The sequence below is a fragment of the Rhodoferax sp. ZS1R25 genome (genome assembly GCF_056521335.1).
The window spans coordinates 1,704,551-1,730,247 of record NZ_JBWMAZ010000001.1 but is presented as its reverse complement, the minus strand read 5'-3'; the positions used below and the strand labels follow the sequence as shown (position 1 = coordinate 1,730,247).

At 65.0% G+C, this 25,697-nt stretch carries 28 protein-coding genes; 17 read left to right on the top strand and 11 right to left on the bottom strand.

The genetic code is table 11. The annotated features are described in order from the left end of the window. The first annotated feature begins 21 nt into the window (after positions 1–21). On the top strand, positions 22–663 hold the full coding sequence (gene udk / locus AC097R_RS08265; RefSeq protein ID WP_479597587.1) for a uridine kinase: 642 nt from the start codon (positions 22–24) through the stop codon (positions 661–663). On the opposite strand, the gene AC097R_RS08260 is transcribed toward udk, so the two are convergent. After that, positions 617–1,126: an N-acetyltransferase family protein gene (locus AC097R_RS08260; protein WP_479597583.1), complete on the bottom strand. Its 510-nt coding sequence runs from the start codon at positions 1,124–1,126 to the stop codon at positions 617–619. The genes udk and AC097R_RS08260 overlap by 47 nt on opposite strands. After that, positions 1,120–1,578, bottom strand: a complete 459-nt coding sequence (locus AC097R_RS08255; protein WP_479597580.1) for a rhodanese-like domain-containing protein — start codon at positions 1,576–1,578, stop codon at positions 1,120–1,122. Before AC097R_RS08255 ends, AC097R_RS08260 begins: the two co-directional genes overlap by 7 nt. Positions 1,579–1,688: 110 nt before the next feature. Here AC097R_RS08255 and pdxR point away from each other — a divergent pair, with 110 nt between their 5' ends. Further along, positions 1,689–3,149, top strand: coding sequence for a MocR-like pyridoxine biosynthesis transcription factor PdxR (gene pdxR, locus AC097R_RS08250; protein WP_479597577.1), 1,461 nt, complete (start codon positions 1,689–1,691; stop codon positions 3,147–3,149). Here the strand turns inward: pdxR and AC097R_RS08245 are convergent. Continuing rightward, the gene (locus AC097R_RS08245; RefSeq protein WP_479597574.1) at positions 3,146–4,075 is read right to left on the bottom strand and encodes a M14 family metallopeptidase; all 930 of its coding nucleotides are present in this window, start codon (positions 4,073–4,075) and stop codon (positions 3,146–3,148) included. The two genes, pdxR and AC097R_RS08245, sit on opposite strands and share 4 nt — an antisense overlap. 203 nt (positions 4,076–4,278) lie before the next feature. On the opposite strand from AC097R_RS08245, the gene AC097R_RS08240 reads away from it, so the two are divergent. Beyond that, on the top strand, positions 4,279–4,506 hold the full coding sequence (locus AC097R_RS08240) for a hypothetical protein (protein ID WP_479597571.1): 228 nt from the start codon (positions 4,279–4,281) through the stop codon (positions 4,504–4,506). Here the strand turns inward: AC097R_RS08240 and AC097R_RS08235 are convergent. Both AC097R_RS08235 and AC097R_RS08230 read right to left on the bottom strand, forming a co-directional pair. Further along, positions 4,496–5,488, bottom strand: a complete 993-nt coding sequence (locus tag AC097R_RS08235; protein ID WP_479597568.1) for a 2-hydroxyacid dehydrogenase — start codon at positions 5,486–5,488, stop codon at positions 4,496–4,498. The genes AC097R_RS08240 and AC097R_RS08235 overlap by 11 nt on opposite strands. Before the next feature lie 12 nt (positions 5,489–5,500). Further along, positions 5,501–7,801 (bottom strand): nitric-oxide reductase large subunit, encoded by a 2,301-nt coding sequence (locus AC097R_RS08230; protein ID WP_479597564.1) that lies wholly within the window; start codon positions 7,799–7,801, stop codon positions 5,501–5,503. Between the two features lie 233 nt (positions 7,802–8,034). Between AC097R_RS08230 and AC097R_RS08225 the strand changes: the two genes are divergently transcribed. Next, complete coding sequence (locus AC097R_RS08225) at positions 8,035–9,810, top strand: phospholipase D-like domain-containing protein (RefSeq protein WP_479597562.1); 1,776 nt, start codon at positions 8,035–8,037, stop codon at positions 9,808–9,810. Here AC097R_RS08225 and AC097R_RS08220 read toward each other — a convergent pair. Further along, entirely contained in the window at positions 9,800–10,543 is a 744-nt protein-coding gene (locus AC097R_RS08220) for an NYN domain-containing protein (protein ID WP_479597559.1), read from the bottom strand. The genes AC097R_RS08225 and AC097R_RS08220 overlap by 11 nt on opposite strands. A 71-nt stretch (positions 10,544–10,614) precedes the next feature. On the opposite strand from AC097R_RS08220, the gene trxC reads away from it, so the two are divergent. The 4 genes from trxC (at position 10,615) to AC097R_RS08200 (ending at position 13,700) form a co-directional block, all read left to right on the top strand. Then, complete coding sequence (gene trxC / locus AC097R_RS08215; RefSeq protein ID WP_479597557.1) at positions 10,615–11,055, top strand: thioredoxin TrxC; 441 nt, start codon at positions 10,615–10,617, stop codon at positions 11,053–11,055. Between the two features lie 119 nt (positions 11,056–11,174). Then, positions 11,175–12,230, top strand: coding sequence for an alkene reductase (locus tag AC097R_RS08210; RefSeq protein ID WP_479597555.1), 1,056 nt, complete (start codon positions 11,175–11,177; stop codon positions 12,228–12,230). Positions 12,231–12,304: 74 nt separating this feature from the next. Continuing rightward, positions 12,305–12,574 carry a MoaD/ThiS family protein gene (locus AC097R_RS08205; protein WP_479597552.1) on the top strand — a complete coding sequence of 90 codons (270 nt, stop codon included), beginning with the start codon at positions 12,305–12,307 and terminating at the stop codon, positions 12,572–12,574. 28 nt (positions 12,575–12,602) lie between these two features. After that, positions 12,603–13,700, top strand: a complete 1,098-nt coding sequence (locus tag AC097R_RS08200; RefSeq protein WP_479597548.1) for a WD40/YVTN/BNR-like repeat-containing protein — start codon at positions 12,603–12,605, stop codon at positions 13,698–13,700. On the opposite strand, the gene AC097R_RS08195 is transcribed toward AC097R_RS08200, so the two are convergent. Next, positions 13,697–13,966: a hypothetical protein gene (locus tag AC097R_RS08195; RefSeq protein WP_479597545.1), complete on the bottom strand. Its 270-nt coding sequence runs from the start codon at positions 13,964–13,966 to the stop codon at positions 13,697–13,699. The two genes, AC097R_RS08200 and AC097R_RS08195, sit on opposite strands and share 4 nt — an antisense overlap. Positions 13,967–14,087: 121 nt before the next feature. Here AC097R_RS08195 and AC097R_RS08190 point away from each other — a divergent pair, with 121 nt between their 5' ends. The 6 genes from AC097R_RS08190 to msrA all read left to right on the top strand — a co-directional run bounded on the left by AC097R_RS08190 (position 14,088) and on the right by msrA (position 18,049). After that, a complete protein-coding gene (locus AC097R_RS08190) occupies positions 14,088–15,188 on the top strand; it encodes an MBL fold metallo-hydrolase (protein ID WP_479597541.1) in 1,101 nt (366 codons plus the stop codon). Beyond that, complete coding sequence (locus AC097R_RS08185; protein ID WP_479597537.1) at positions 15,185–15,427, top strand: hypothetical protein; 243 nt, start codon at positions 15,185–15,187, stop codon at positions 15,425–15,427. The genes AC097R_RS08190 and AC097R_RS08185 overlap by 4 nt, the downstream gene beginning before the upstream one ends. Positions 15,428–15,484: 57 nt before the next feature. Then, on the top strand, positions 15,485–16,315 hold the full coding sequence (locus AC097R_RS08180) for a substrate-binding periplasmic protein (RefSeq protein ID WP_479597534.1): 831 nt from the start codon (positions 15,485–15,487) through the stop codon (positions 16,313–16,315). A gap of 65 nt (positions 16,316–16,380) precedes the next feature. Then, entirely contained in the window at positions 16,381–16,629 is a 249-nt protein-coding gene (locus AC097R_RS08175) for a hypothetical protein (protein WP_310344033.1), read from the top strand. A gap of 15 nt (positions 16,630–16,644) precedes the next feature. After that, on the top strand, positions 16,645–17,262 hold the full coding sequence (locus tag AC097R_RS08170; protein ID WP_479597530.1) for a DUF938 domain-containing protein: 618 nt from the start codon (positions 16,645–16,647) through the stop codon (positions 17,260–17,262). A gap of 49 nt (positions 17,263–17,311) precedes the next feature. Next, complete coding sequence (msrA, locus tag AC097R_RS08165) at positions 17,312–18,049, top strand: peptide-methionine (S)-S-oxide reductase MsrA (RefSeq protein WP_479597528.1); 738 nt, start codon at positions 17,312–17,314, stop codon at positions 18,047–18,049. 11 nt (positions 18,050–18,060) lie between these two features. On the opposite strand, the gene AC097R_RS08160 is transcribed toward msrA, so the two are convergent. Beyond that, positions 18,061–18,654, bottom strand: a complete 594-nt coding sequence (locus AC097R_RS08160; RefSeq protein WP_479597526.1) for a 3'-5' exonuclease — start codon at positions 18,652–18,654, stop codon at positions 18,061–18,063. 44 nt (positions 18,655–18,698) lie between these two features. Here AC097R_RS08160 and AC097R_RS08155 point away from each other — a divergent pair, with 44 nt between their 5' ends. Then, on the top strand, positions 18,699–19,031 hold the full coding sequence (locus AC097R_RS08155; RefSeq protein WP_479597522.1) for a DUF6172 family protein: 333 nt from the start codon (positions 18,699–18,701) through the stop codon (positions 19,029–19,031). 4 nt (positions 19,032–19,035) lie between these two features. On the opposite strand, the gene creD is transcribed toward AC097R_RS08155, so the two are convergent. Then, entirely contained in the window at positions 19,036–20,349 is a 1,314-nt protein-coding gene (creD, locus tag AC097R_RS08150) for a cell envelope integrity protein CreD (RefSeq protein ID WP_479597519.1), read from the bottom strand. 154 nt (positions 20,350–20,503) lie between these two features. Between creD and AC097R_RS08145 the strand changes: the two genes are divergently transcribed. Continuing rightward, positions 20,504–20,644 carry a hypothetical protein gene (locus tag AC097R_RS08145; protein ID WP_310344025.1) on the top strand — a complete coding sequence of 47 codons (141 nt, stop codon included), beginning with the start codon at positions 20,504–20,506 and terminating at the stop codon, positions 20,642–20,644. A 205-nt stretch (positions 20,645–20,849) separates the two neighbouring features. Next, positions 20,850–21,311, top strand: a complete 462-nt coding sequence (locus tag AC097R_RS08140) for an RcnB family protein (RefSeq protein ID WP_479597516.1) — start codon at positions 20,850–20,852, stop codon at positions 21,309–21,311. Here the strand turns inward: AC097R_RS08140 and AC097R_RS08135 are convergent. After that, positions 21,295–22,695: a DUF3999 family protein gene (locus tag AC097R_RS08135; protein WP_479597514.1), complete on the bottom strand. Its 1,401-nt coding sequence runs from the start codon at positions 22,693–22,695 to the stop codon at positions 21,295–21,297. The two genes, AC097R_RS08140 and AC097R_RS08135, sit on opposite strands and share 17 nt — an antisense overlap. Then, positions 22,692–25,577 (bottom strand): DUF2339 domain-containing protein, encoded by a 2,886-nt coding sequence (locus AC097R_RS08130; RefSeq protein ID WP_479597511.1) that lies wholly within the window; start codon positions 25,575–25,577, stop codon positions 22,692–22,694. Before AC097R_RS08130 ends, AC097R_RS08135 begins: the two co-directional genes overlap by 4 nt. Positions 25,578–25,697: the final 120 nt, after the last annotated feature.

Sequence of the window (25,697 nt, the reverse complement as noted above, 5' to 3'; positions counted from 1 at the left end):
AGCCTGGAACCGGAGATCACCATGAGCAAAACCAACAACAAACCTTTCGTGATCGGCGTCGCAGGCGGCAGTGGCAGCGGCAAGTCGACCGTGACGCGCGAGGTGCTGGCCTCCATCGGGCCGGAACTGGTGACGGTGGTGATTCAAGACGACTACTACTGCGACCAAACTCACATGTCGCCCGAAGAGCGGCGCAAAACCAATTACGACCACCCCGAGGCGTTTGACTGGCCGCTGATGGTGCAGCACGTGCAGGCGCTACGCCGCGGCGAGTCGATTGAAATGCCGACCTACGATTTTTCAGCGGACAACCGCGCCAGCAAAACCATCACCGTGAAGCCCGCACCGGTGATCGTGATTGAAGGCCTGTTTGCGCTGTTTGATGCGGACCTGCGCAAGATGATGTCGCTCAAGGTGTTTGTGGACACGGCAGCCGATGTGCGCTTCATCCGCCGCCTGCAGCGCGACATGGCCGAGCGCGCCCGCAGCGCTGAGAGCGTGATCAACCAGTACCTGGAAACCGTGCGCCCCATGCACAAACAGTTCATCGAACCCACCAAGCGCTACGCCGACGTGATCCTGCCCCACGGCGCCAACGGCCCCGCGGTGGACATCATCACCACCAAGGTGAAGACGCTGGTGCGGGATCTGGATCGGGGTTGATGTCCAGCGCCAGCGTGTAGCGCTGCTTGGCGTAGGCCCGGGCGCCCAGGCGGGCGTAGAAGCGCATGGCGCCGTGGTTCCAGGCGGGGGTTTGCCATTGCAGCGTGCTGCTGCCCTGCCCGCGCGCATAGGCCTGCACCGCGTTCATCAGCGCCACGCCACCGCCCTGATTGCGCGCGGCGGGGGTGAGGTACAGGCAGTCCAGGTGCGCGTAGCGCTCACCACTCAGGGTGGCAAAGTCCAGCGTGACGCTGGCGTAGCCCAGGGCGCTGCCGCCCTGCTCCAGCAGCCACGCGCGCAGTTGACCGCTGGCCAGCGCGGCCTGCAGGCGCTGCACATGCCCCACCGCGCTGTAGGGCATGCGCTCGTACGCGGCGTGGGCCGCGCACAGGGGCGCCAGCACGGTGGCGTCGGCCGGCGTGGCCGCGCGCACCACCTGCAGGGCTGCGCTGTCGATCAGCACGCGCACTCGATGGCAGGGGCGTCCGCGGGCATGGCGCCGGGCGCGCTGCCAGTGGCCACGGGTTGGCCGTCGCGCACCCAAAAGTCCAGCCCGCCCAGCATTTCTTTCACGGTGAAGCCGAGCTTGGCCAGCTTGTAGGCGCCCTTGGTGGAGCCGTTGCAGCCAATGCCGTCGCAGTAGGTGACGTAGACCTTGCTGCGGTCCAGCGCGGCGGTGCTCTGCGCGTCCATCAGGCGGTGCGGAAAGCTGACCGCGCCGGGCACATGGCCCTGGGCGTGGAGGGCCTCAGACCGGGTGTCGATGACGACCAGCGCCGCAATGCCGTTGCGCAGGTCTTCGGCCACGTCCCACGCATCGGCGTGGAAGCTGAGCTTGTGCAGCATGTAGTCGGCCGTCTGGCCGGCACTGGCGGGTGGGAAGGCAAGCACTTGGGAGGCAACGGGGGTGGTCATGGTGGGGTTCTCCGGGTGGTGGTGACAACAAAAAGCCTGGTGGCCATGCAGGCAGTGTAAAAACCAGTGGACTTATCATTGATACCAATTTATTAATCTACATAAGACCAATGAAAACTGCGCAACCCAGCCTGTGGATGGGCCTGATGGATGCCACAGCCCGCCCCGGCCTGGGCCTGCGTGAGCGCTTGTGCGCGGCCCTGCGCGACGCCATGCGCAACGGCACGCTGAGCCAGGGCGCGCGCCTGCCCGCCACGCGCGTGTTGGCACACGACCTGGCGCTGTCCCGCGTGACGGTGGAGGCGGCCTACGGGCAGCTGGAGGCCGAGGGCTATGTGGAGCGGCGCACGGGCCATGGCAGCTTTGTAGCGGTGCAGGCCAGCACGGCACCCGTGGCGCCCAGGCGGCGCAGCAAGGCCGCAGCGCTGGTACCGCAGGCCGTGTTGTCGCAGCGCGGCCAGGGCATGGTGGACACGGGCGGCTGCATGGAGCCGCTGCAGCTGCAGGCCTTTGCCGCGGGCAGCCCGGACCTGCGCGCATTTCCGCACGCGCTGTGGCGCCAACTGACCAACAAACGCCTGCGCCACGCGCCCGAGGCGCTGATGCGCTATGGCGACCCACAGGGCCGAGAAGACTTGCGCGAGGCGATTGCGCAGTACCTGGTCAGCTCACGCGGGGTGCGCTGCAGCGCGGCGCAGGTGTTGGTGCTGACCAGCTCGCAGCAGGCGCTGCAGCTACTGGCCACGCTGCTGCTGGACCCGGGCGACCGCGTGTGGCTGGAAGACCCGGGCTACCGCGGCGCGCGCACGGCCTTTGCCGCCAGTGGCGCGCAGCTGGTGCCGCTGCCAGTGGACGCGCAAGGCCTGGTGCCCGACTTCAGCCTGCCCGCGCCAAGGCTCATGTACCTCACGCCCTCGCACCAGTACCCCACGGGCGGCACGCTGAGCCTGCAGCGGCGCATGGCGCTGGTGGACTACGCGCAGCGCCAGGGCTGCTGGATCGTGGAGGACGACTACGACAGCGAGTTTCTGTACGACGGCCGCCCCACGCCCAGCCTGCAGGGGCTGGACACCGGCGGGCGCGTGGTCTACATCGGCACGTTTTCCAAAACGCTGTTTCCATCATTGCGCATGGCCTACGCCGTGCTGCCTGAGGCACTGGTGCAACCGCTGGTTACCGCGCGCAGCGTGTACGACGGCCACGTGGCCCAGCTGGCGCAGGCGGTGACGGCGGACTTCATGGCCCACGGCCACTTTGCGGCGCACCTGCGGCTGATGCGCCAGCTCTACCGCAGCCGGCGCGACCTGCTGCTGGACCTTGTAGCGCGCAAGCTGCCCTGGGCCCAACCACTGAACAGCACCGGCGGCCTGCAGATCAGCGTGACCCTGCCACCGGGCAGCGAGGCCACACTAACCCGCCAGGCCGCCGAGCGCGGCATCGCCACCCCCAGCCTGAGCGCCCTGCACAGCCGCCCCGGTGCGGTGGATGGCTGGTTGCTGGGATTTGCTGCGCTGCAGCCGGGGGAGATTGAGGCTGGGGTGACGGGGCTGGCTACGTTGAAGCTGCGCTAGGCCAGCACAAACTCCACCCCCGCACACACCGCCGCCACCTGCGCGGCAATGCATTGCTCCGGCGTAGCGCGCGGGCTGTCGGGATAGACCTCGGTGGTGCTGGTGTAGCGCGCGCCGGTGATGCCGGCACAGAGGCCCAGCTCTTGCATCGCGTAGTGGATGACACCGTGCGCCACCAGTGGCGAGCCGATGATGCCGCCATGTGCATCGGCCGGGGCGATGTGGGTGACGCGCTGCACGGCCTGGATGATGGCCGCCTGAAACGCGGGCTGGGGGTTGGCGGTGTCGTCCACCAGGTAGAAGCCATCGGGGATGGTGGCGGGCTCAAACGGCATGCCATCGCGCGCGGCCACGGCGGGGCGGTACTCGCTCTCGTCGGTGTCGGTGGTCTCGTGCAGGTCAACGTGGGCGGCAAACTGGCCGTGCAGTGGCGCAATCAGCCGCATCAGCGCCGCAGACTCTTGCGCGGGGCTGCCCGCGCGGAAGTTGCGGTTGGGGTCCAGCGCGTCAAAGTTCCAGCGCTGGATGCGCTCGTAGGCCCAGGGGCTCACGCACGGCGCGACCAGCAGGTTCGCACGGCCTGCGTAGTCCGCCGCATGCGCATCCACGAAGCGCAGTGCGCCGTGCACGCCGCTGGTCTCGTAGCCATGCACACCGCCCGTCACCAGCACCGTGGGCAGGGCACTATTCCACTGCCGGCTGCGGATGGCCAGGAGTGGGAATGCTTCTGCTGCGTGCTGCGCGTCTGCATACACCACCTCGCCATAGGTCTCGACGTCAAAACGGTTGCGCAAACGCTCCACGGCCATCAGCACATCGTCCGCATAGCTGCGCTGCCGCACCTGGCGTGCGCGCCACTGGGCGCGCTCTGCGGGGCCCCAGGCTTGGCCGGGGGTACCTAGGGGATAGAAGTGGGTGCTGCTCATAGGTGCAGCATCGTACAGGGCGATAGATTGCTACGCTTTTAGGAGCTGCTAGCGCATATTCCACGGGGGCTAGAGGCCTATTTCATGCATCAATGTGTGCTTACATCCGGCTACAGCTGCAACGTTGCGCAACACGCAGACGGGCAGTTGTCTGACAGACAGCGGCGCGCACGGGGCATGTAATGAAGCTTTAGGAGACCACTATGAGCCAACACGCCACCATCCGCGGCACCGTCACCTACCGGCCCGGCGACGGCGCACCGCTGTTGATTCCCAAAGGCGACGTGGAGGTTGACCTGCAGCCCGACAGCGCGACGCTGAGCTGGACCGAAGACAACGGCGCCCACGGCCTCACGGCGATGCCAATCACGCAGTTCAAACAGTACGTGCGCGAAAAAAGTATTGCGCTGGATGCCGAGGCTAAGGAGTAACCGGGTACCTAGGCTGGCCGGTTGCCGCAAAGGCATCCAGATTGGCCAGCGTGGTGCTGGCAATGGCCGCCAGTGCCTCCTCGGTAAAGAAGCCCTGGTGGCCGGTCACCACCACGTTGGGGAAGGTCAGCAGGCGGGCAAACACATCGTCCTGAATGCCCGCACCAGAGAGGTCGCGGAAGAACAGGCCGCCCTCCTCCTCATACACGTCCAGCCCCAGGCTGCCCAGCGTGCCGGCCTTGAGTGCGGCAATGGCGGCCTGTGTGTCCACCACCGCGCCGCGGCTGGTGTTGAGCAGCATGGCGCCGCGCTTCATGCCAGCAAAGGCAGCGGCGTTGATCAGGTGGTGGGTTTGCGGCGTTAGCGGGCAGTGCAGGCTGACCACATCGCTGCGCGCCAGCAGTTCGGGCAGGGGCACATATTGCACGCCCATCGCCACGCAGGCCGGGTTGGGCGTGGGGTCGGCTGCGAGCAGCGTGCAGCCAAAGCCGGTCATCAATTGGCAAAAGGTTTCACCAATGCGGCCTGTGCCCACCACGCCAATCGTGCGGCCATGCACGTCAAAGCCCAGCAGGCCATCCAGCGCAAAGTTGCCTTCGCGCACGCGGGCATGGGCGCGGTGAATTTTGCGGTTCAGCGTCAGCAGCAGGGCCAGCGTGTGCTCGGCCACGGCATGCGGCGAATACTCGGGCACGCGGCCCACGGCGATACCCAGCTCTTGCGCGGCCACCAGGTCCACCTGGTTGAAGCCGGCGCAGCGCAACACCACCAAACGCACGCCCAAGCTCTTTAGGCCTTGCAGCACCTTGCGGTCCAACTGGTCGTTGACAAACGCACACACGGCATCCGCGCCCGCAGCGGTGGCCACGGTGCTGGCGTCGAGCCGCGCTTCCAGAAAGCTGAAGCTGTGGTCCGCATAGCCGTGTGCGCGCTCCAGCGCTTGGCGGTCGTAGAGGCGGGTGCTGTAGACGGTGACGTACATGGTGGGGCCCGTTTAAAGCCGCTGTGCCGGAGCAAAGCGCATGCCCCAGTAGGCCTTGAGCGACGCAATGACCAGCGGCACCGCGCCAAAGACGATAAACACCACATCACCCGGCATGCGCATCCACTCGATGAAGTGCGCGCGCTCGGTGCCAATGAAGTCCAGGCTGCGGGCGTGCCAGTAGCCGTTTTGCAGCACATCCCACACCTGCAGCACGCCACCGGGGAACAGGCTCAAGCCCACCATCATCGCCAAGCCAATGTTGGTGCCCCAGAAGGCGAGGTGGATGTATCGCTCCAGCCCCGCCCACACAGCGTCTTCGCTGCACTGGCGGATGACAAACACCATCAGCGCGATGGCCAACATGCCGAATACGCCCATCAGCGCCGCGTGCCCGTGGGCCGGCGTCAGCAAGGTGCCAACCTCGTAGTAGCTGACGATGGGCAGGTTCAGCAAAAAGCCCAGCATGCCCGCGCCGACGAAATTCCAGAAGCCCACCGCCATCAAGAAGTAGAACGTCCACTTGTGCGGTACCACCACCGGGGCGCCATCGGCATCGCGGTCGCCGCGCGTGGTGCGGATGAAATCCCAGGCGTCCAGGGTCAGCAGCGTGAGCGGCACCACCTCCAGCGCCGAGAAGAGGGCCGACACTGCCATGGTGGCGTTGGACTGGCCAGTGAAATACCAGTGGTGGCCCGTGCCCATCAGCCCACCCAGAAAATACAGAATTGCATCGAGGTAGATCACGCGCAGCGCCACGTTGCGGCGGGTCAGGCCCAGTTGGTAAAAGGTCAGCGCGACGATGGTGGTGGCAAAGAATTCAAAGAAGCCCTCCACCCACAAGTGAATGATCCAGAAGCGCCACGTGTCGACCACGGTGTAGTTGGATTTGGCACCGATGAACAAGGCAGGCACATAGAACACGGGGATAGCCAACGCCGCCACCAGAAACATTTTGACAATAGGTTTGACGGCCGCGTCGGTCAGCGAGCCGGAGCGCACCAGCGTGAAGACCATCGCGAACCAGGCGAACAGGCCACCCACCAGCAGGTACTGCCACACGCGGCCCAGCTCCAGGTATTCCCAGCCCTGGTTGCCCAGCCAGAACCACCACTGGCCCAGCAGTTGCGCAATGCCGAGCCACTCGCCCAGCAGGCTGCCGCCAATCACCAGCGCAAACGCCACAAACAGCACATGCGTACACGGCGCCAGCCAGCCGGGCTCATCACTGCGCAGCGTACGGCCCAGAAACAGCGCCGCCGCTACATAGGCGGTGGCAATCCAGAAGATGGCGGTTTGCAGATGCCAGGTGCGCAGCAGGTTGCTGGGGAAAACTTTCTCCAGCTGAAAGCCGTAGAAGCTGCCCGGGTCTGCACGGTAGTGCGCCACGGCGCCGCCCACCAGGGTTTGCGCCAGCAGCAGCACAGCCACCACCACAAAGAATTTCAGCAGCGCCTTTTGGCCCGCGCTGGCACCACCGGGCATGAGAAATAGACGTTTGCGGGGCTCGTGGCTGATCCAGCCCAGAAAATCAAACTTGCCAAACGCCATCAGCACCACCGCAATGCCGGCCAGCAACACGGTCAGGCTCAGCGCACTCCACAGCAGCGCACCCGAGGTGGGCAGATTGCCTACGCTGGGGTCATACGGGAAGTTGTTGGTGTACGAATAGGTTTCGCCCGGCCGCTGGGCGACCGAGGCCCACGCAGCCCAGGTCACAAAGGCGGCGAACTGGCGCAGCTCGGTGGGGTCGGTGATCAGGTCGGGCTTGAGGCCGCCATTGCGCGCGGGGGTGTGAAAGTAACCACCCAAGTGGCTGATTTGCTCCTGATAGGCCGCAGATTCTGCGGGAGAGAAGCGCAGGGTCTGGGTGGTGGCGTCATAGCGGTTGGTCTTCAGCGTGGCGGCCGCCTCGCCGGTGACCGCGGCTTGCTCCACCGGGTTCAGGCTGGCAAAGGTTTGCTTGAAGCGCTGCTGCGCAACGGCCTCTGCGGTGTGCTGGCCCAGGCGGTGCAGGGCGTCGGCCGAGAAGTCTGGCCCCAGGTAGGCGCCGTGCCCCCAAATGCTGCCGTTGGCCATCAGCCCGTATTTGAGGAACACCGTCTGGCCCTCGCGCACGTCATCACCGGTGAACACGGTGCTGCCCTGCGCGTCCAGCACCTGCTCAGGCACGGGCGGCGCGTTGCGGTAAGCGAAGGTGGTGATGGCGATCAGCCCCGAGAACCCAATCGCCATGACGATGAGCACCGCGCGCATCCACCAGGGAGACAGGGGACCGTCGTCGTCGGTCAACGGTTGCGCGGCAATAGGCATAGGAGTCTCCAGACAACGCCGGAGTGACGAAGCACCACAACAGTGCGCGCTAAACCCGATGCCATCTGTGCGTTGGCCCACAGACGGACTGTGGCAACACCATAGCCTGAAGACGCTAGACCAGCTGTATGGCAAGGGCATGACACGGCGGGGCCTAAAACGCTAGTGCTTTCACCAATGCGGCGGCGCCCGACTTTGCCTTCAATGGGGACATACACCACAGGGAGACAACCATGTCCGACGCATGCCTGGCGCTCGCCAACAACGACATTGCCTACATCTTCTGGCAACTGGAGCACAAGGTGCCGGGTTGTCTGGGTTTCTCGGTGCGGCGCATCAGCGCCGATGGTCGCGTTACCGCCTTGCCCGCCTTTGTCGGCTTTGCTCCCGGTGTTCCGGGCCAGCCACGCCTGCGCAAGACCACCGATGTATGGCCGGTGCAATCGTTCCAATGGAAAGACGTGTTCGCCGCACCGGGCACGTACCGCTATCAGGTGGTGCCCATGATGGGGCCGGACGTGGATGCGCTCACGCCCCACCCCAGCCTTGCGCTGCAGTCCAACCCGGTGACGATCGGTGGGGACTATGGCGATGTGGCGGCGTACTTCAACGTGGGGCTGATTTCAACGCAAGCCGTCACCAAGAAAATCAACGCACTGGTGGCCGATGGTCACTACGACAACATCGCCACTGCGCTGCGTGGCGAGATCGCCAAGGTGGGCAGCCCCATCCGCAAGCTGCTGAGTGGCGATGTACTCGACAAGGGCGTGCTCTCGCTGCTGCACAAGGCCCAGGCCCAGGGTGGTTTTTGCCACCTGGCGCTGTATGAGCTTACCGACGCGCAGTTGGTAGATGCCATCACCGTGCTGGGGACCAGCGACCAACTGGCGCTGTGCCTGGCCAACGCCGACACGTCGGAGGAATACACAGACGCCGAGGGCAAGAAGCACACGCGCAAGATCTTGGACGGCACCAACGCCGCCACGCGCAAGGCCCTGCATGCGGCCAGCGTGCCGGTGACTGACCGGTTTGTGCCCTCCAGCGCCATCGGCCACAACAAGTTTGTGGTGTGGTCCGATGCGAATGGCCCACAAGAGGTATTGACCGGCAGCACCAACTGGACCTCCACGGGTCTGTGCTCGCAAACCAACAATGCACTCATCATCCGCAACCCCACGGTGGCCACAGGCTACCGGGACTATTGGGACTGGCTGGTGCAAGATGCCGCCGAACACCCGGCCCAGGGCCACGGGCTACGCACGTGGTGTGGCGGTGGCGCGGTAGACGCGGCGCTGGACTCCGGCAGCGTCTCAGTCTGGTTTGCACCCAACACGGCGGCCAAGACCAAAGACGCCGACACGCCCCCGCCCGATCTGGACCAGGTGTTTGCGCTGATACGCGCGGCCAAGCAGGGCGTGCTGTTTTTGGCGTTCAATCCCGGCAAGCCCAGCTTTCTGGAAGCGGTGCACGACAAAGCCGTGCAGATGCAGGAGGACGGCACACCGTTTTATGTGCGTGGCGCCATTACCGACCCAGCGCCCGTGGGCCAGTTCGCCACCTTCATCACCAAGCGCAGCGGCACGGCCGCACCCGATGTGCTGGTGTCTGGTGTGGCCGGCGTACCGGACGACTTTGGCTACTGGGAGAAGGAGATGTACAAGCTGGGCCATGCGGTGATCCACGACAAGATCATCGTCATCGACCCCTTCAGCCCCCACTGCGTGGTGGTGACCGGCAGCCACAACCTGGGCTACAAAGCCAGCTACCAGAACGACGAGAACCTGGTCATCGTGCGCGGCCACCAGCGGCTGGCCCAGGCCTATGCGGCCCATGTGCTGGACGTGACCAACCACTTCTCCTGGCGCTACAAGCTCTCCCAGCTGGCGCGCGACAACAAGCTGGACCAGGCCTGGGGCGACTTGAGCGAGACAGACAACTGGCAAAACAAATACTTTGACCACCAGACCGACGCCTCGCGCGACGGTTTTTTCTTCTTTGCTAGCCCTTAGCCGCGGCCTTGCGCCGTATGTGCAGGTGCGTCTGCACCGAGTCGCCCTCGCCCGACTTCACCTCTTTGACCTCCAGGTAGGCAGCCTGCTGGCGAATCAACTCGCCCAGCTTGGACACGCCATAGTTGCGCGGGTCAAAAGCGGGGTTGCTGCGGGTGATCTGGCTGCCCAGGGCGGACAGCGTGGTCCAGCCGTCTTCGCGCACCGTGGCTTTCAACGCGTTGAGCAGCATGGGTTTGAGCTTGGGCAGCTCGGCCACCGGCTCATGGCCCGGCTTGGCCTCTTCGGGCTCGTTGCGCAAAATTTCGGTGTAGATGAACTTGTCGCACGCGGCCACAAAGGGTTCGGGTGTTTTGCGCTCGCCAAACCCGTACACCACCAGCCCCGCCTCGCGGATGCGGGTGGCCAGGCGCGTGAAGTCACTGTCACTGCTGACCAGGCAAAACCCGTCCACACCGCCAGCGTGCAGCACATCCATCGCGTCGATGATGAGGGCCGAGTCGGTCGCGTTTTTGCCGCTGGTGTAGCTGAACTGCTGGATGGGCTGAATCGCCATGGTGTGAAGCACCTCTTTCCAGCCCTTGAGGTTGGTAGTGGTCCAGTCACCATAGGCGCGCTTGATGGTGGCCGTGCCATAGCGCGACACCTCGGCCAGCAACTCCTGAATCACGGAGGCCTGCGCGTTGTCGGCGTCAATGAGCACGGCAAGCTTTTGGTTGGTGTTGGTGGCCATAGCGATCCCTCCCGGTATGTGCGCCATCGTACAGCCCTTGCATTCCGCCCCAGTGTCACTATCTGCATGCCATGAGCGAAGCCCTGCACATCGTCTGCCCCCACTGCCACACCACCAACCGCTTGCGCGCCGACCAGCTGGGCAGCGCGCCCGACTGCGGCAGCTGCAAGCAGCCCCTGTTCACCGGCAAGCCCGTAGACCTGGATGTGCCGACCTTTGACAAGCACCTGCAGCGCAACCAGATTCCCCTGCTGGTGGACTTTTGGGCGCCGTGGTGCGGCCCCTGCCGCCAGATGGCGCCGCACTATGTGCATGCCGCAGCGCAACTGGAGCCGCGCGTGCGCGTAGCCAAGGTAGACACCGAGGCGCACCAGGCGCTGGGCGCGCGGTACCAGATTCGCAGCATCCCCACGCTGGCGCTGTTTGTGAACGGCCGCGAGGTGGCGCGCCAAGCGGGTGCCATGGGCGCCGCCGACATCGTGCGCTGGGTGCAGCAGCACACACCGCGCTAAAACGCAGCATCTCCGATCTCTCACTTGCTAATACATCACTTTGCAGTAACCCGCCCGGAGTCCGAATATTCCGCGGCTGGTACCTTCCGTTTCCCTTTCACCCACTCACGTTCCACACCATGCTATTCAATCCCCTGAAACTCGGCGCCCTCACCCTCCCCAACCGTATCCTGCTGGCCCCGCTGACGCGCACGCGCGCCGACGCCGGCCACATGCCCAACGCGCTGATGGCCGAGTACTACGCACAGCGCGCCACAGGCGGCCTGCTGATCACCGAGTGCACCATGGTGGCACCTGGCACCTCCGCCTTCATCAATGAGCCTGGCATTTACAACGACGCACAGATCACCGCTTGGAAAAAAGTGACCGAGGCTGTGCACGCCAAGGGCGGCCGCATCTTCATGCAAATCTGGCACGCCGGCCGCGCCGCTCATCCGGACATCAACGGCGGTGTGCCCACCGTTTCTTCCGCTGCCATCGCCATTGACGGCGAAACCCACACCCCCAATGGCAAGGTGCCAAACGCCGTGCCGCAGGCTTTGACGGCAGAAGAGATTCCCGCCATCGTGGCGGCCTACGCGCAAGGCGCCAAGAACGCCATTGCCGCAGGCTTTGACGGTGTGGAAGTGCATGGTGCCAATGGTTATCTGATCGACCAATTCCTGCGCGACACACCCAACCAACGCACCGACGGCTACGGCGGTTCGCTGGAAAACCGCGCACGCTTCCTGTTTGAAGTGCTGACTGCGGTGACCGCCGCGATTGGCGCGGACAAGGTTGGCCTGCGCCTGTCGCCGCTGAACAGCTACAACAGCATGAAGGACGGCGACCCGATTGCGCTGATCACCTTCCTGGCTGAGAAGCTCAACGCGTTCAACCTGGCCTACCTGCACGTCATGCGCGCCGACTTCTTCGGCGCCCAAAAGGGCGATGTGCTGACCGTGGCACGCGAAAAGTTCAAGGGCGTGATCGTGGGAAATATGGGCTACACCGCTGAAGAAGCCGAGGCCGCCATTGCAGCCGGCACGCTGGACGCCGTGGCCTTTGGCACCTCCTTCCTGGCCAACCCCGACCTGCCGGCTCGCATCCAAACCAAAGCGCCGCTGAACACACCAGACCAAAGCACCTTCTACAGCCCCGGCGCCAAGGGCTATACGGACTACCCGACGCTGTAAGCCCACCAGCGCATCCCCGTATTGCCAATTGCCGCTGCGGTTGCAATACTGCAGCGTATCAACAGGGGGATGCCATGGTGAAGGTGGAGTTTGCGTCCAGCTTGCGGCGCCACGTGGAGTGCGCGCCGCAGCAAGTCGCTGCGGGCAGCTTGCGCGCGGTGCTGGATGCGGCCCTGGTGGCCGCTCCCGAGTTGGGCCACTATGTGTTTGACGACCAGGGCAACGTGCGCAAGCACGTGGCCGTGTTTGTGAACCAGACCCTGGCGGCAAACCGCGAAGACCTCAGCCAACCCATCGCCAACGGCGACAGCGTGCTGGTGATTCAGGCCCTGAGCGGCGGCTAGCTTCCCCCAGCACTACCATGGAGACTTCATGATGCAAACCCTCTTGGTAGCCAGCCGCAAAGGCTTGTTTGTGGTGCGCAGCCAGGGCACGCAATGGGCGGTGGTGGGCCACCACTTTGCGGGTGACCCGGTCACGCAGGTGCTGGCCGACCCGCGCAATGGCCACTGGTACGCCGCGCTGCGCATGGGCCACTTTGGCGTGAAGCTGCGCAAGAGCACCGACCAGGGCACCACCTGGGCCGACATTGCCGCGCCCGCCTTCCCACCCAAACCCAAAGACGGCCCACTGGCCGCCGACCCCACGCCCTGGAATGTGGACTTGGTCTGGGCCCTGGCGCCCGGCAGCGCCGCACAGCCGGGCACGCTGTGGGCAGGTTGCATGCCGGCCGGCTTGTTCAAATCGGAAGATGGTGGGCTGAGTTGGGCGCTGAACACCGCCCTGTGGGAAGACCCACGCCGCCCCGGCTGGTTTGGTGGCGGTAATGATTTTCCGGGCATGCACTCGGTCTTGGTGGACCCGCGTGATGCCCAACACATCACGGTGGCCATCTCGTGCGGCGGTGTGTGGCAAACGCAGGATGGTGGTGCCACCTGGGCGCTGACGGCCGCTGGCATGACGGCGGACTACCTGCCCGCAGACAGCGCGGACGACCAGAACACGCAGGACCCGCACCGCATGGTGCAGTGTGCGGCCCAGCCAGATGTGCTGTGGGTGCAGCACCACTGCGGGATTTACCGGTCCAGCAACGGCGGGCAACGCTGGACGCGCATTGCTGCGCCGCAGCCTTCAGAGTTTGGGTTTGCCGTGGCCTGCGATCCGCAGGACCCGCAGCGCGCATGGTTCGTGCCCGCCAAGGCCGATACACACCGCTACGCGGTGGACGGCAAAATGGTGGTGAACCGGACTGACGATGGCGGTGCGACGTTCAAGACCTTCGGCGCGGGCCTGCCCCAGAGCCACGCCTACCATCTGGTCTACCGCCACAGCCTAGAGCTGGCCCCCGATGGGCGCACACTCGCCATGTCGTCCACCACAGGAGGCTTGTGGGTCAGCGCCGATGCGGGCGAGCACTGGGACTGTGTGAGCCAGGACTTGCCGCCGGTAGCGGCGCTGGGCTGGGCTTAGACGCCTTCGTGGCGGTCGGCTGCGGCGAACAGGTCGCGGGCGAAATCGGGGTCGGTACGCTGGAGGTTCGCGGCGAAGGAGCGCAGTGCTTCGGCTTCTTCAAAGGCGGTTTTGGCGGTCGATTGCGCCTTAGCGGGGGCAAAAGCGGTGTGCCAGATGGCAGCGGCCAGATGTTGGCCTGCTGCCAGCAGCTCCCGAAGCGACGCGCCCACGGTGGGTTGCTCATTCTTGGGTAAAGAAAGTGCGTTCAAAGTAGTGCTGGCCATAGGGTTCTCCTGTAAAAACACTGTCGTGTTGCAGTGCAGTATAGGGTAAACCCTAGTCTTGACACAAGGGTTTACCCTAATAACAACAGTGGGCCAGGGTTATCAAACAAAAGGGAGACACATGACACGCTGGAAAAAGCGGATCAAAGGCCTGCTGCTATGGGTGCTCGCGCTGGGGGTGGCCGCTTGGTTGGTCTTGCAACTGCCCAGCTTTGGTGGCGTGGCCGAAGGCGCGCGGCTGGCGCGCATGCAGGCATCGCCCCAGTGGCACAACGGCCGGTTTGAAAACACGCCGCCCTATGTCAGCAACATGTCCATCCTGCGCGAGCTGCACGACCTGATGGGCGAAGAGGTGCGCGCGCCCACGTTTGAGGTGCCAGTGCAAAAAATGCGGGCCGAGGACCTGGCCCAGCCCCCAGCGCCCGGCCTGCGCGCTTGGTGGCTGGGCCATGCCAGCGCATTGATCGAGGTGGACGGCGTGCGCATCCTCACGGACCCGGTGTTTTCCAAGCGCGCATCGCCCTTCCAGTTTGCCGGGCCCGCGCGGTTGCACCCGGCACCGCTGCCGCTGGAGCAGTGGCAAAACATCGATGCGGTGGTGATCTCGCACGACCACTTCGACCACCTGGACATGGCCACCATCCAACACCTGGCGCGGGGCGGCACCCACTTTTATGTAGGCCTGGGGGTGGGCGCGCACCTGGAACGCTGGCAGGTGCCCGCGGCACAGATCCACGAGATGGACTGGTGGGAACACACCAGCATCAAGGGGGTAACGATTGTGTGCACGCCGGCGCGCCACTACTCGGGCCGTACCAGCATGAACAACTCCACGCTGTGGGCGTCATGGCTGGTCAAAGGTCCCAGCCACTCGGCCTATTACAGCGGCGACACGGGCTATGCCGAGCACTTCAAGGCCATCCGGACCAAGCTGGGCGCCCCTGAACTGGCGCTGGTGAAAGTGGGCGCCTATGGCGACAGCTGGATGGACATTCACATGAACCCCGAATCGGCCATCCAGGCGGTGCAAGACCTGGGCGCCACCACGCTGCTGCCCGTGCACTGGGCCACCTTCAACCTGGCCTACCACGCCTGGGCCGAGCCCGTGCAGCGCACATTGGCCGCTGCCAAGGGCGCGGATGTGCAGGTGGTAACGCCGCGTTTGGGCGAGAAATTTGAATTTGGCCAGCCGTTTGCCAACCAGGCCTGGTACCTGCCATGACCGAACTCACTCTGAGAGAAGTGAACGCCAATGTGCACAGCGTGCACCTGCCCAGTGGCGCGCACGTGGGCAACCTCAAACGCATAGGCGCGGTATGGAAGTTCAAGGCCGTGGGCTACGACGCGACCGGCGCCGTGGAGCCCGGAGGCGGGCCCCTCACCGACCAGCACAACGCCGAGTTTGCGGCGCCCGATGCGTTGGCCGTGAGCCAGCGGCTGGGGCCGCATCTGACGGTCTGAGGCCTGTGGGGATGGTGGGGCGCCACCGCTACCGGGTGGTCTGTGTATAGTGGCTCCATGGACGTTGGAACCGTTTCCTGGCATAGCTGGCTCGCTTGGCGCGCATGGGTGTTTGTGTGCCTTTGCAGCCCATCAGCCTGGGCCAATTGCACGCGGCCCATTGTGGTGCCGGCCGCGCCCACGGGGTTCAATGTCAAGGTGGCGGACGACTTGGTGACCGGCGTCTACCCCGACTGGCTGCGCGAGGTGGGGCGCAAGGCGGGCTGCCAGTTCCAGTTTCCGGTGGTGCCCCGTGCCAGGGCCGATTCCATGCTGTTTGTCTCCAACCAGTCGGACATGCTGCTACCTGCCTCGCAAAATGCCGAGCGGGACCAGAAGGCGCAGTTTGTCCATGTGGTGAATCTCACCCCCTCCCTGATCACCCTGCACAGCCAGCCCAATGTGCCGCGCGATGTGCGCGCTTTGCTGGTCAGAACGACCATGCGTGCGGCGCTGGTGCGCAGCTACAGCTGGGGCGATGAGTACGAAGCTCTGGTGCGCGAACTGGTGGCCGAGAACCGGGTGGATTTTGTCAATGACCTGGAGACCATAGGCCGCATGCTGCGCATAGGCCGGGTGGACTTCACCATCTTGCCGCCCACGCTGTTGTACTCGGCGTTGCAAATCGCGTCTGCGGGCATCCAGACCGGCGAGTTTCGCTACACCGCGCTGGCCGGGCTGCCGCGCTCCAAAGTTGGGGCCTACCTGTCGCGGCAGACTCTGAGCACCTCAGACTTGGACCTGCTCAGCAGCCAGATGCTCAAAACCTCGAAAGACGGCAGCCTGCGCGCCTATTTTGAAAAATACTACCCACAGGACGTGGTGGCGGCAGACATCAGCCCCAACTGAGTCCCCTGTCACCCAACTGGGTTACCCTCGCCGCCTCACTTACACGGCACCACAAGGACCACTCCATGAAAAAACTCAATGTCACCATCAAACTCGAAATGTCCGTTCCCGACGACTGGGCGCTGGTAGAAACGTCTGAAGGCACGCCGGTACTGAGCCTGCCCAACGGCCAGTTTTTGGATATCGCCATTGAACCCCTGTTCTCCGCCGACCCTGAAGACACCTGGAGCAGCACGGAGAGCGAAGACGAGCTCAACGACATCCTGGACATGGTGGAGAGCGAAGAAGTGTCGTACGAGTTTGTGACGCACTAAGCCGCTGCATCGACCATGGCGCAACCCGACCACAGCCCTGCTGCCGAACGCAACAAGCAGCCCATCCTGGAGGTGCTGCAGAGCCTGCTGCCCGCCAGCGGCCGCGCACTGGAGATTGCCTCTGGCACAGGACAGCATGTGGTGTGGTTGGCGCAGCACCTGCCGCAATGGACTTGGCAGCCCACCGAGGTACACCGGGGTGCGATTTACAACATCGAGGTACGTGCCGCTGAGGCCGACCTGGCCAACATCGAGATTGCGGTTGCGCTGGATGTGTGCAAGGAGCCGTGGTTTCCCGAAGGCAGCACACAAGCCGCTCCCTACAACCTGGTGCTGTGCATCAACATGCTGCACATCGCACCCTGGGCTGCCTGCGCAGCACTGATGCGCGGTGCCGCGCAGTACCTGGCGCCCGGTGGCTTTCTGGTGACCTACGGCCCCTACTTTGAAGCGGATGTGGTGCCCACGCAGAGCAACCTGGACTTTGACCTGAGCTTGCGCGCGCACGACCCCAGTTTTGGCATTCGCCAGTTGGCCGATGTAGCCCAAGAGGCAGAGCGTGCCGGCCTGCGCCTGCAAGCGCGCCACGCCCTGCCCGCCAACAACCTGCTGCTGGTCTGGGCCCGGGTGTAAGAACCCAGGGTCGTCACCGACCAATGGGTAACCACTGCAAGGAACCACCATGCCCCAACTGCCCACCCCACGTTCGTCCCCCCTGAACCTGACCAAGAGCAAGCTCTTGTTGCTGGCAGGTGCATTGGTGGTGGCAGCGCTGTACTACAGCCCCAGCGCCAGTGCAGAAAAAGCCACGGTGTTGCCGGCTCCCTCAGCGTCAGTGCTGGCCGCGCTGCCCTCACCTGCCAAGGACCACGAAACCGCCGTGTTTGCGGGCGGCTGCTTCTGGGGTGTGCAGGCGGTGTTTCAGCACACAAAGGGCGTGCTCAATGCGGTGTCGGGCTATGCGGGTGGGTCGCCTGCCGACGCGGACTACAACCGCGTGAGCAGCGGCAGCACCGGCCATGCCGAGGCCGTGCAAATCACCTATGACCCGCGCCAGATCAGCTACGCGCAGCTGTTGCAGATTTACTTCTCGGTCGCCCACGACCCCACGCAGCTCAACCGCCAAGGCCCGGACTCGGGCACCCAGTACCGTTCGGCCATCTTCTTCCAGGAGCCCGCGCACAAGGCGGTGGCCGAGCGCTATGTGGCGCAGCTGGACACGGCCCACGTGTTCCCCAACAAGATCGTCACCCAGCTCAGCCCCCTGCAAGGCTTTTACCCCGCCGAGGGCTACCACCAGAACTACGCCACGCTGCACCCGGAGTCGGGCTATATCGCGCGGTTTGACCTGCCCAAGATTGCCAACCTGCAGAAGCTGATGCCCGCGGTGTACCGCGCGCAGCCGGTGCTAGTGCCTTAAGGCCGCAAAGGCTACAGGCCCAGCGCGTCAAACACGCGAATGGCCGCATACGCATCATTCGCGGCATAGACCAGTTGCGATTCGGTCAGTTGGGCATTGGCCCAGTTGCTGGTCGCGGCTTTTTTGGACTTCATGAAGCGCTGGTTGAACAGCACCGCCACGGCGCCCTTCACGCCCATGTCCTTGCGGTAGCCACGCTCGCGGAAGATGGTGTTGAGCTCCAGAATGCCCTGGGGCTGTACACCCAACTTTTGCACGATGCGTTTTTTGTCATCGCCCAGGCCGAAACCTGCCTTGGCAATACCACCCAGCGCCAGCAGCTCCGCTGCCACCGCGCGGCACTCCGGGTCGTGCAGCTGGAACACCCAGGCCCGCTCAGGCGTGGAGAGCTGCAGAATATGCGGCCCGTCAGACACCTCGCCCACTTTGAAGGTGGGTTTGGACTCGGTATCAAAGCCCCAGGCCGGTGCAGCGGTGAGCGCGGCGTAGGCTTTTTGGGCCTGCGCGCCGGTGCTAACCAGGGTGATGCGGTCCGGCCCCAGGCGCTCAAACGGAGGCAATAAGGCAATGGCGTCTTTGTCGGGGGTGGGGTGGCGTTCCTGCATGGGGCGTATCATCGCCCACCCGCCCGTATTGGCCCAGGACACCCATGAAAAAGACTTTTCCCCTCGCCGTAGAAGGCAAACACCCCGACCGCCTGCTGGAAGCCACCAAGCACGAAATCCGCAAATACATCCAGCGTGAACGCCGCCGCGACCTGCCGAAGGGCGTGGACTTTTGGGACTTTGACTGCAAGTTTGGCGCCAACGAAGACAGCGCCGTGGTGGTCCACCTGGCCGAAATTACGCCCCTGATCGACGCTCTGGTCAAAGACGGTGGCACCCAGTTTTACGTGGAAATTTTGGCCAAGCACGGGGTGCGCAAACCCCGGGACCCGGCCGATGTTCCCACGCTGAAGAACTTCTTCGACGAGGAAGAGTAAGCGCCTAGGCGCCGGTTGCGGCGTACCAGTTCACCCGGCGTGTTCCCAGCATGAAGGCTGCGAGCACCAGGAACAACAACAGCGAGCCCAGCAACAAGGCGTTGTGTTCGGACTGCAAGATGCCGAACAGCGCCGCATACAACGTGGCCATGGCTGTGCCCAGGCCCGCGGCGCGCTGCACACTCTGCAGCACCGATGCCAGGTAGACGCTCACCAGTCCCACCGAGGCCGTCGCCGCCAGGCCATAGGCCAGCGCAAACGCCACGTGTTCAGACAGACTGGTCAACAGCAGAAAGAACACCGCCTGGGCCAGGCCCACCAGCAGGTACTGAATCGGGTGGATACGCAACTGGCGCAGCTGTTCAAACAGAAAAAAGCAGGCAAAGCTCAAAGCAATGAACAGGAAGCCGTACTTGATGGACCGCATGGCCTGCTGGTACACATCGATGGGCTCGATCAGCTTGACCTGAAAGCCTTGCTCCTGTTGTGCGCTGTCAGTAGTGCCTGAGGACGCGAGTGCGGTGGTGCTCCACTGCGCCGCAAACCCCGATTTTTCTACGGTGCGCGCACGGGGCAAAAAGTCACCGCCAAAGCTGGGGTGCGCCCAGTTGCCCGAGAGCGCCGCGGTGCTCACCTCGCCAGTGGGCACAAACGCAAAGGCGCTGGTGCCAGCCAGGCGCAGGTTCAGCGTGAAGGGCAGCGCTTTGGCATGGCCATCGAAGGCCGCAGCCCCCGTGGCATGCAGGCCGGTCTTGAAGGCCTCGGCCTCGCTGCCGCGTGCGCTGGTCAGCTCCACGCCGCCCAACACCAGGCGCGGTGCACCGACAATGCCCCGCGTGTCTGCCACACCCAGGGACAGCACCGGTGCGCCCCACTTCAGCGTGGCATTGGGTCCCAGTGCGGGCAACGCACTGGCGGTGGGCGCCATAAACTGCCCCTCCAGCGTGGCGTTCAGCTCAAAGACCGGCGTGCTGTACAGGCCAAAGGCGCGTTTCTCCACGGTCATCGCGCCCTGCAGGTCCACGATAGTCGGATGCAAGGTGAGCGTGTGGTGGCGGGTGCTGCGCCCCCTGACCGCCCTGCTGTTGCCATTGCTCCAGCCCGAACCGATGTCGTCGTACTCCTCTTCCACTTTCACGGTCAGCACCGGACCCCACAGTTTTTGCTCGCCTGCCGAGCTGGCCGCAATCGACTGCACGGCCTCTTCGCGGTAACGGGTTCTTTCCTCAATGGTGTGCTCGATCATGCTCAATGGCACCCACAACAGCAACGCCAGCAGGGTGACCAGCACCCCCTTCTGCAGCAATGTATTTTTCACAATCAACTCCTTAGTGGCAATGGAGTTGGCAGTGTCGAGAGGGCGGGTGAAGGCAGTGTGCGGTTGCGATGAAAACCGCGTGAAAACACCGGCCCAGTCTGGCGTAACATCCCGTCTGAACGTCTCATGTCGAGACCACACCAAGGAGAGGCCCATGGCCAAAGGCGAACAACGCAGCAACAAGATGGCTAAGAAGCCGAAGAAGGACACCTCCGCTCCCAAGCCCGGTGGCGTATCTGACCGCCCCATGCCTCCCATCACCGCCGTCATTCCCCGCGGCAAAGAAAAGAAATAAGCCTTCGTGCGGCGCTGGCCGCCGCACGCATTGCTATGCTTTCAGTAGCTGCTCGCGCATGTACCACGCGGGCTAGAGGATGATTTGAATGTAAACCTGGGCGCAGCTGCGGCCCACCATTGGTTGCACAAATGCGCCAAGGCTTTACATGCCCGACACCTGGGCGGGGGACTATGCAAGCTCCTTCACTTCCACAGGCTACTTTATGAAATCCACCGCCATTGTGTGCGCCATCGTCGTCGCCAGCATGGGATTCAGCTCCCTGTCGCAGGCCGAGGGCCGTGGTCGACACGGGCCGGACGACGAACGTTGGAGCCAGCAGGACCGGGGACGCCACGACAACGGGCGTGGCAATGACCGCAATGACTCCCGCGACGAACGCCGGGATGACCGACACGACGACAGACATGACGACCGCCGCGACGGCCGATGGGATCACCATTGGGATGGCCACCCCGGTGGCTACTATGGCGCCCGCGGGCCAGACTTCCGCCGTGGTGGCCACCTGCCCTACGAATACCGCCGACCGGTCTATGTGGTGAACAACTACTACGGCCACCACCTGCCCTCGCCACCCCGTGGCCACCAGTGGGTGCAGGTGGGCGCCGACTACGTGCTCATCGCCATTGCCACCGGCATCATTGCGCAGATCATTTTGAACCAGTGATCTGGCGCAGCAGGGTGTAAGCCACGCCTGCCAGCGACAGCACCCCCACCACCAGCACCGCCCAGAGCAGGGCGGTGCGCACGGTGACCCCATCGGGCAGCAGGGCCGCGGCCCACACGTGGGGGGCGTCGGGTGCATCCGCCCGCACCTGCTGCACCGCCACCGCGGGCAGCTCGGCCAGCTTGGCGGGTGATACCGATCCCAACAACGAGGCATCTACCGCCGCAGACAGCGTATTGGCACGCCCCACAGCCAGTGTGAACGGCCCAGGACCCGATGCCAAAAAAGCCACCTGCAGCGGGGCGAACTCCACGCTGGCCTGCAGGCTGCTGGCCGCCAGGGCTTGGCCGTTGCTGGCCTCCACCCGCAGCCCGCGCACCGAGGCACCCTGCAGCGCCACCGGCGGGTTGCTGCTGCCCTGGCCTACGGTGTCGAGCCGGTACACCACGGTAGACGCCAGCGTGCGCCACAGCTGGGTAGCGTCCGCACGACCCGAGATGCGCAGCGGCAGCAAGGTGTTGTCGTGCGTGGCCTGCAGATGCAAGGCGGCAATGGGTGTGGCGAAAGGCAAAGTCCAGCTCAGGCTGCTGCCATCAGGCGTGGCGGCTGGCAAGGCCGAGCGCACGCGCGGCAACACCGCAGTTTGCGGTGCCACCCGGCCGGTGATGGACACAACCTTCACCCCGCTCTGCCCGGCCCAGCTCAGGCGCAGGTAACGGCCCTGCGGGTTCAGCGGCTGCTGCAGCTCCAGCGTGCTGCTGGCGGGGGCGTCAGCACCATCGAAACGGAACAGCGGACCCTTGACGGACACGGGGCGCCAGTCCTGCAAGTCGTCGCTGCTGGCCAGCGCCAGGTGCACCAGCGCGTTGCGCGGCAGCTCGGCCTTGATGTCCAGTGCGGCCAGCGCATGCTTCTCGGCCCGGGTGTCAAACAGCGCAGCCTGCAAGGGCTGCGCGTCGTCTGGCAACGCGGTGGCCTTCGCATTGGCCCCACCCCACTGCACCCAGGCGCTGCCATCGGCAGACACGCGCACCTCCACAGCCCCGCGGACGGGTTTGGCCCCCGCAGCGGTGGCAAACAACGGGTAGGCGGTGTAGGCGCGCGTTTGCACCAAGGGCGCGGTGCGCTCCAGATCGACCGGGCGCAGCAGTGCGTACGGCACCACTGTGCCCTCGGCGTTGAACACGCGCAGGTCATGGGCGGCGCTGCTTTGCATGCGCAGCAGGGCCTCCACCGGCACCTCGGCCCGCACCAGGCTGCTGCCTGCGGGCAGGGTCAACGTGCCACGCCACGCAAATTCGACGGGCGCGGGCGCTTCGGCCGCTATGGCCCATGTGACCGCTGTGGCGGCTAGCGCAGATGCCAACAGAATGCGTGCCTTCATGCCACACCCTCCTCTTCTTGGAGCGCCGTTTGGGCCGGGGGAATGGGCGCAAAGTAGCCTACCACCAGCATCATCACGCCCACCGCGATAAAGGCCACGATGCGCTCGGAGCCACCTCGGTTGCTCAGGTCCACCAGGAACAGCTTGGCCACGGTCAGCCCCAGCAGGGCCGCGCCCCCCATCCATACCGGGCGCGCGCGGCGGCGGTGCGCCACCAGCATCAGGCCCAGAGCCAGCAGCGTCCACAAGATGGAGTAACCGGCCTGCACCAAGAAGGACTCAAACAGACGCTCTGCATCCCACGGCACGCCCGCATAGTGGTGCGCCACGCGCAGCCACACGGTGTTCAGCGCAATGAAGCCCAGGCCTGCCAGCACCAGCGTCCAGCGCGCATGGCCCACCCAGGCGGGCACGGCGAGGTCACTCTGGCGCACACGGGTCAGCCACAGGGAGCAGGCCAGCAAGGCCAGCGCCACGGTGATGTCCGTGGGGTTCAGCAAGGGCACGTAGGGCAAGGGGCGTGCATTGCCGTTGGACGAGACCGCCACCAGCAGGGCACCCAGGCCCACAGCCACCGCCAGTGGTGCGGCGGCCCGCCATAAGTAGGCGATGGCAAAGCGGTCCAGCGGCCAGGCCTGGCGCACGCGGCTGCCCGCGTCATACAGGCTGCGCGTGCACAGCGCCAGCAGCACCAACACGCTGGCCACCAAAAAGATGACCGCCGCCCAAGAGGTGCCTTGCAACTGCGCCTGCTGCACGGCCCACACCAGAAGGTTGCCCACCAGCAGCGCCAGCAGCCACACGCCGCCCGTGTGCACCGCGCTCCACCAGGCACGGGGCGCCAGCGCATCGAGGTTTCTTAGCGTGGCGAAATGCAGCAGCAGCGCCACAGGCCAGACCAGCCAGCCCCCGCCCTGGAACACGTGGTCCAACGACACGATGCCGTCCAGCGCAAACAGCACCATAAGGGGCAACGAGAACCAGGCCGGCGTGGCCGCAATCGCCCAGGGCTTGGCGCGCGCGGGCAAGGCCAAACGGTGCGCCACCCAAGCGCTGGCCAGCCAACCCAGCATCTCCAGGTGCGACTGCATATTGGTGCCCAGCACAGGCGCCCAGTTGCCATCGGCACCCGGTGCCGCGCGTTCGATGTCGTGCAGCAGCGCAAACTGCCACCAGGCAAAGCCCACCCAGAACAGCACGGGCGAAATCTGTTGCTCCACCTTGGCCAGCAACCAGCTGGCGCCCGAGCCCGCCTGCGCGGATGCGGCCTCGGCGGCAAAGCGCGTCCAGTGCGCCAGGGCCAGCGCAGACGCAGCCAGCAGCACGGCACCAATGAAAGCCGGGTTGGCGACGAACCAGGCGCTGGCGTGCAGCTGGTCCAAACCATTCACATAGCTGCCGGCAGCCAGCACCTGCAACACCAGCCCGGCCAGGCGGGCCAACCAACGCCCCTGGCGTTGGCCCATCCAGTACACCGCCGCGCCTTCGGCCGCCCACACGGCGCTGGTCCAGCGTGCATCCAGCGCCAGCGGCACGGCCAGCGTGACAAAGCCCAGGCCCAACACCGCAAAGCACTCGGCCAGCCATTGGCCCACGGCCTGGTTGGCACCTTGGCGCTTCACCGCCCACCAGCCCAAGCCCAGGTACAAAGCGCCCAGCGCCAGCGACGAGAAAGCCGTGGCGTATTCGATGTGTTGCACCAGCGCGGCCTGCAGGCCAAAGGCCACCAGCGGTGTGCCAAACACCAGCGTCGCGTCTACCGCCTGCTTGGGCGCCAGCGAATGGCGGGTGGCATACAGCAGGCTGGCCAGCAGGTAAATGGCGAAGAAGGCCAGTAAAAAGGGTTCTGTGGTCGCAAAGTGCTCGGGCTGGTACTTGAGTGCGCCCCAGGCCGTGGCCACGCCAAAGGTGGCAAAGAAACCCAGCAGGTTCAACGGGCGCCAGGCGCGCAGCCAGGCCACCGCCACGATGGCCAGGTTCAGCACCAGGTAGTAGCTGAACAGGCCCACGTGGTTGCCCTGCCCCGTGGACACCAGGATGGGCGCCGCAAACGCACCCGCAAATCCGATGAAGGCCATGGGCAAAGCGTTCTGCATCAAGGCAATGGCCGTAGAAAACGCGCACACCAGCGCCAGCACGCCAAACGCTGCGCCCGCTGGCAAAAACTGGTAAAGCCTGAAGGCCGCAAACACCGTGAGGTAGAGCACGCCCACGCCAGCGCCCTGCAGCGTCAGCGCATAGGCCAGCTTGTCAGCTTGGCGGCCGCGCAGGCGAAAGCCGAACACAAACAGGGCAATGCCGGCCGCGCCAATGGCGGCCAGGCGCAGTTCGGGGGGCAACAGCGCGTTGTCCACTGCAAACTTGGCCAGGAAGGCCAGACCCACAAACAGCACCAGCACGCCCGCACGCACGATGGTGTTGCCGCCCAGCAGCCAGCCCTTGGCCTGGTTCACCAGGCGGATCAGCACATCGGGCGGCTGCGCCACCCATTCGGGGGGCTCGGGCAGCTCCGTTGTCTGGCTGCGGGCCGCGGCAGGCGGTGCCCGTTCTGCGGTGCGCGCCATAGTGGGCTCTGGCGTGGGCACGGTGTCCACCGCATCCAGAAATTCATCGGGCTCGTTGGGGTCTAGCAGCGCATGCGGTGCGCCAACGAGCACAAAGGGCGGGGTGTGCGACGTGGCCTCTACCTCAGTGCGTGGCGGTGCAGCCTGGGGCACGGCAGATGCCTCACGCTGTGCGGCCATCTCGCTGCGCACCACGCGGCGCAAGGTCCATCCGGCCACCGCGCCCAGGATGGCACCCGCAAACAGGCCCAGTCCCTCGTCGTATTGCACCGTGAGGTAGCCAATGATGGCCCCCCAGATCACGCCCCAAAGCACCATGCTTCTGCTCCCTTGTTGTCGTTGTTCGCCTGTGTGGCGGGCCAGTCTAGCCCAAGACGCTCAAATTATTTCAACCCGCGCCGGGCAGATTTCACGCCCGCCCCAGCCCCTGCCCCGCTA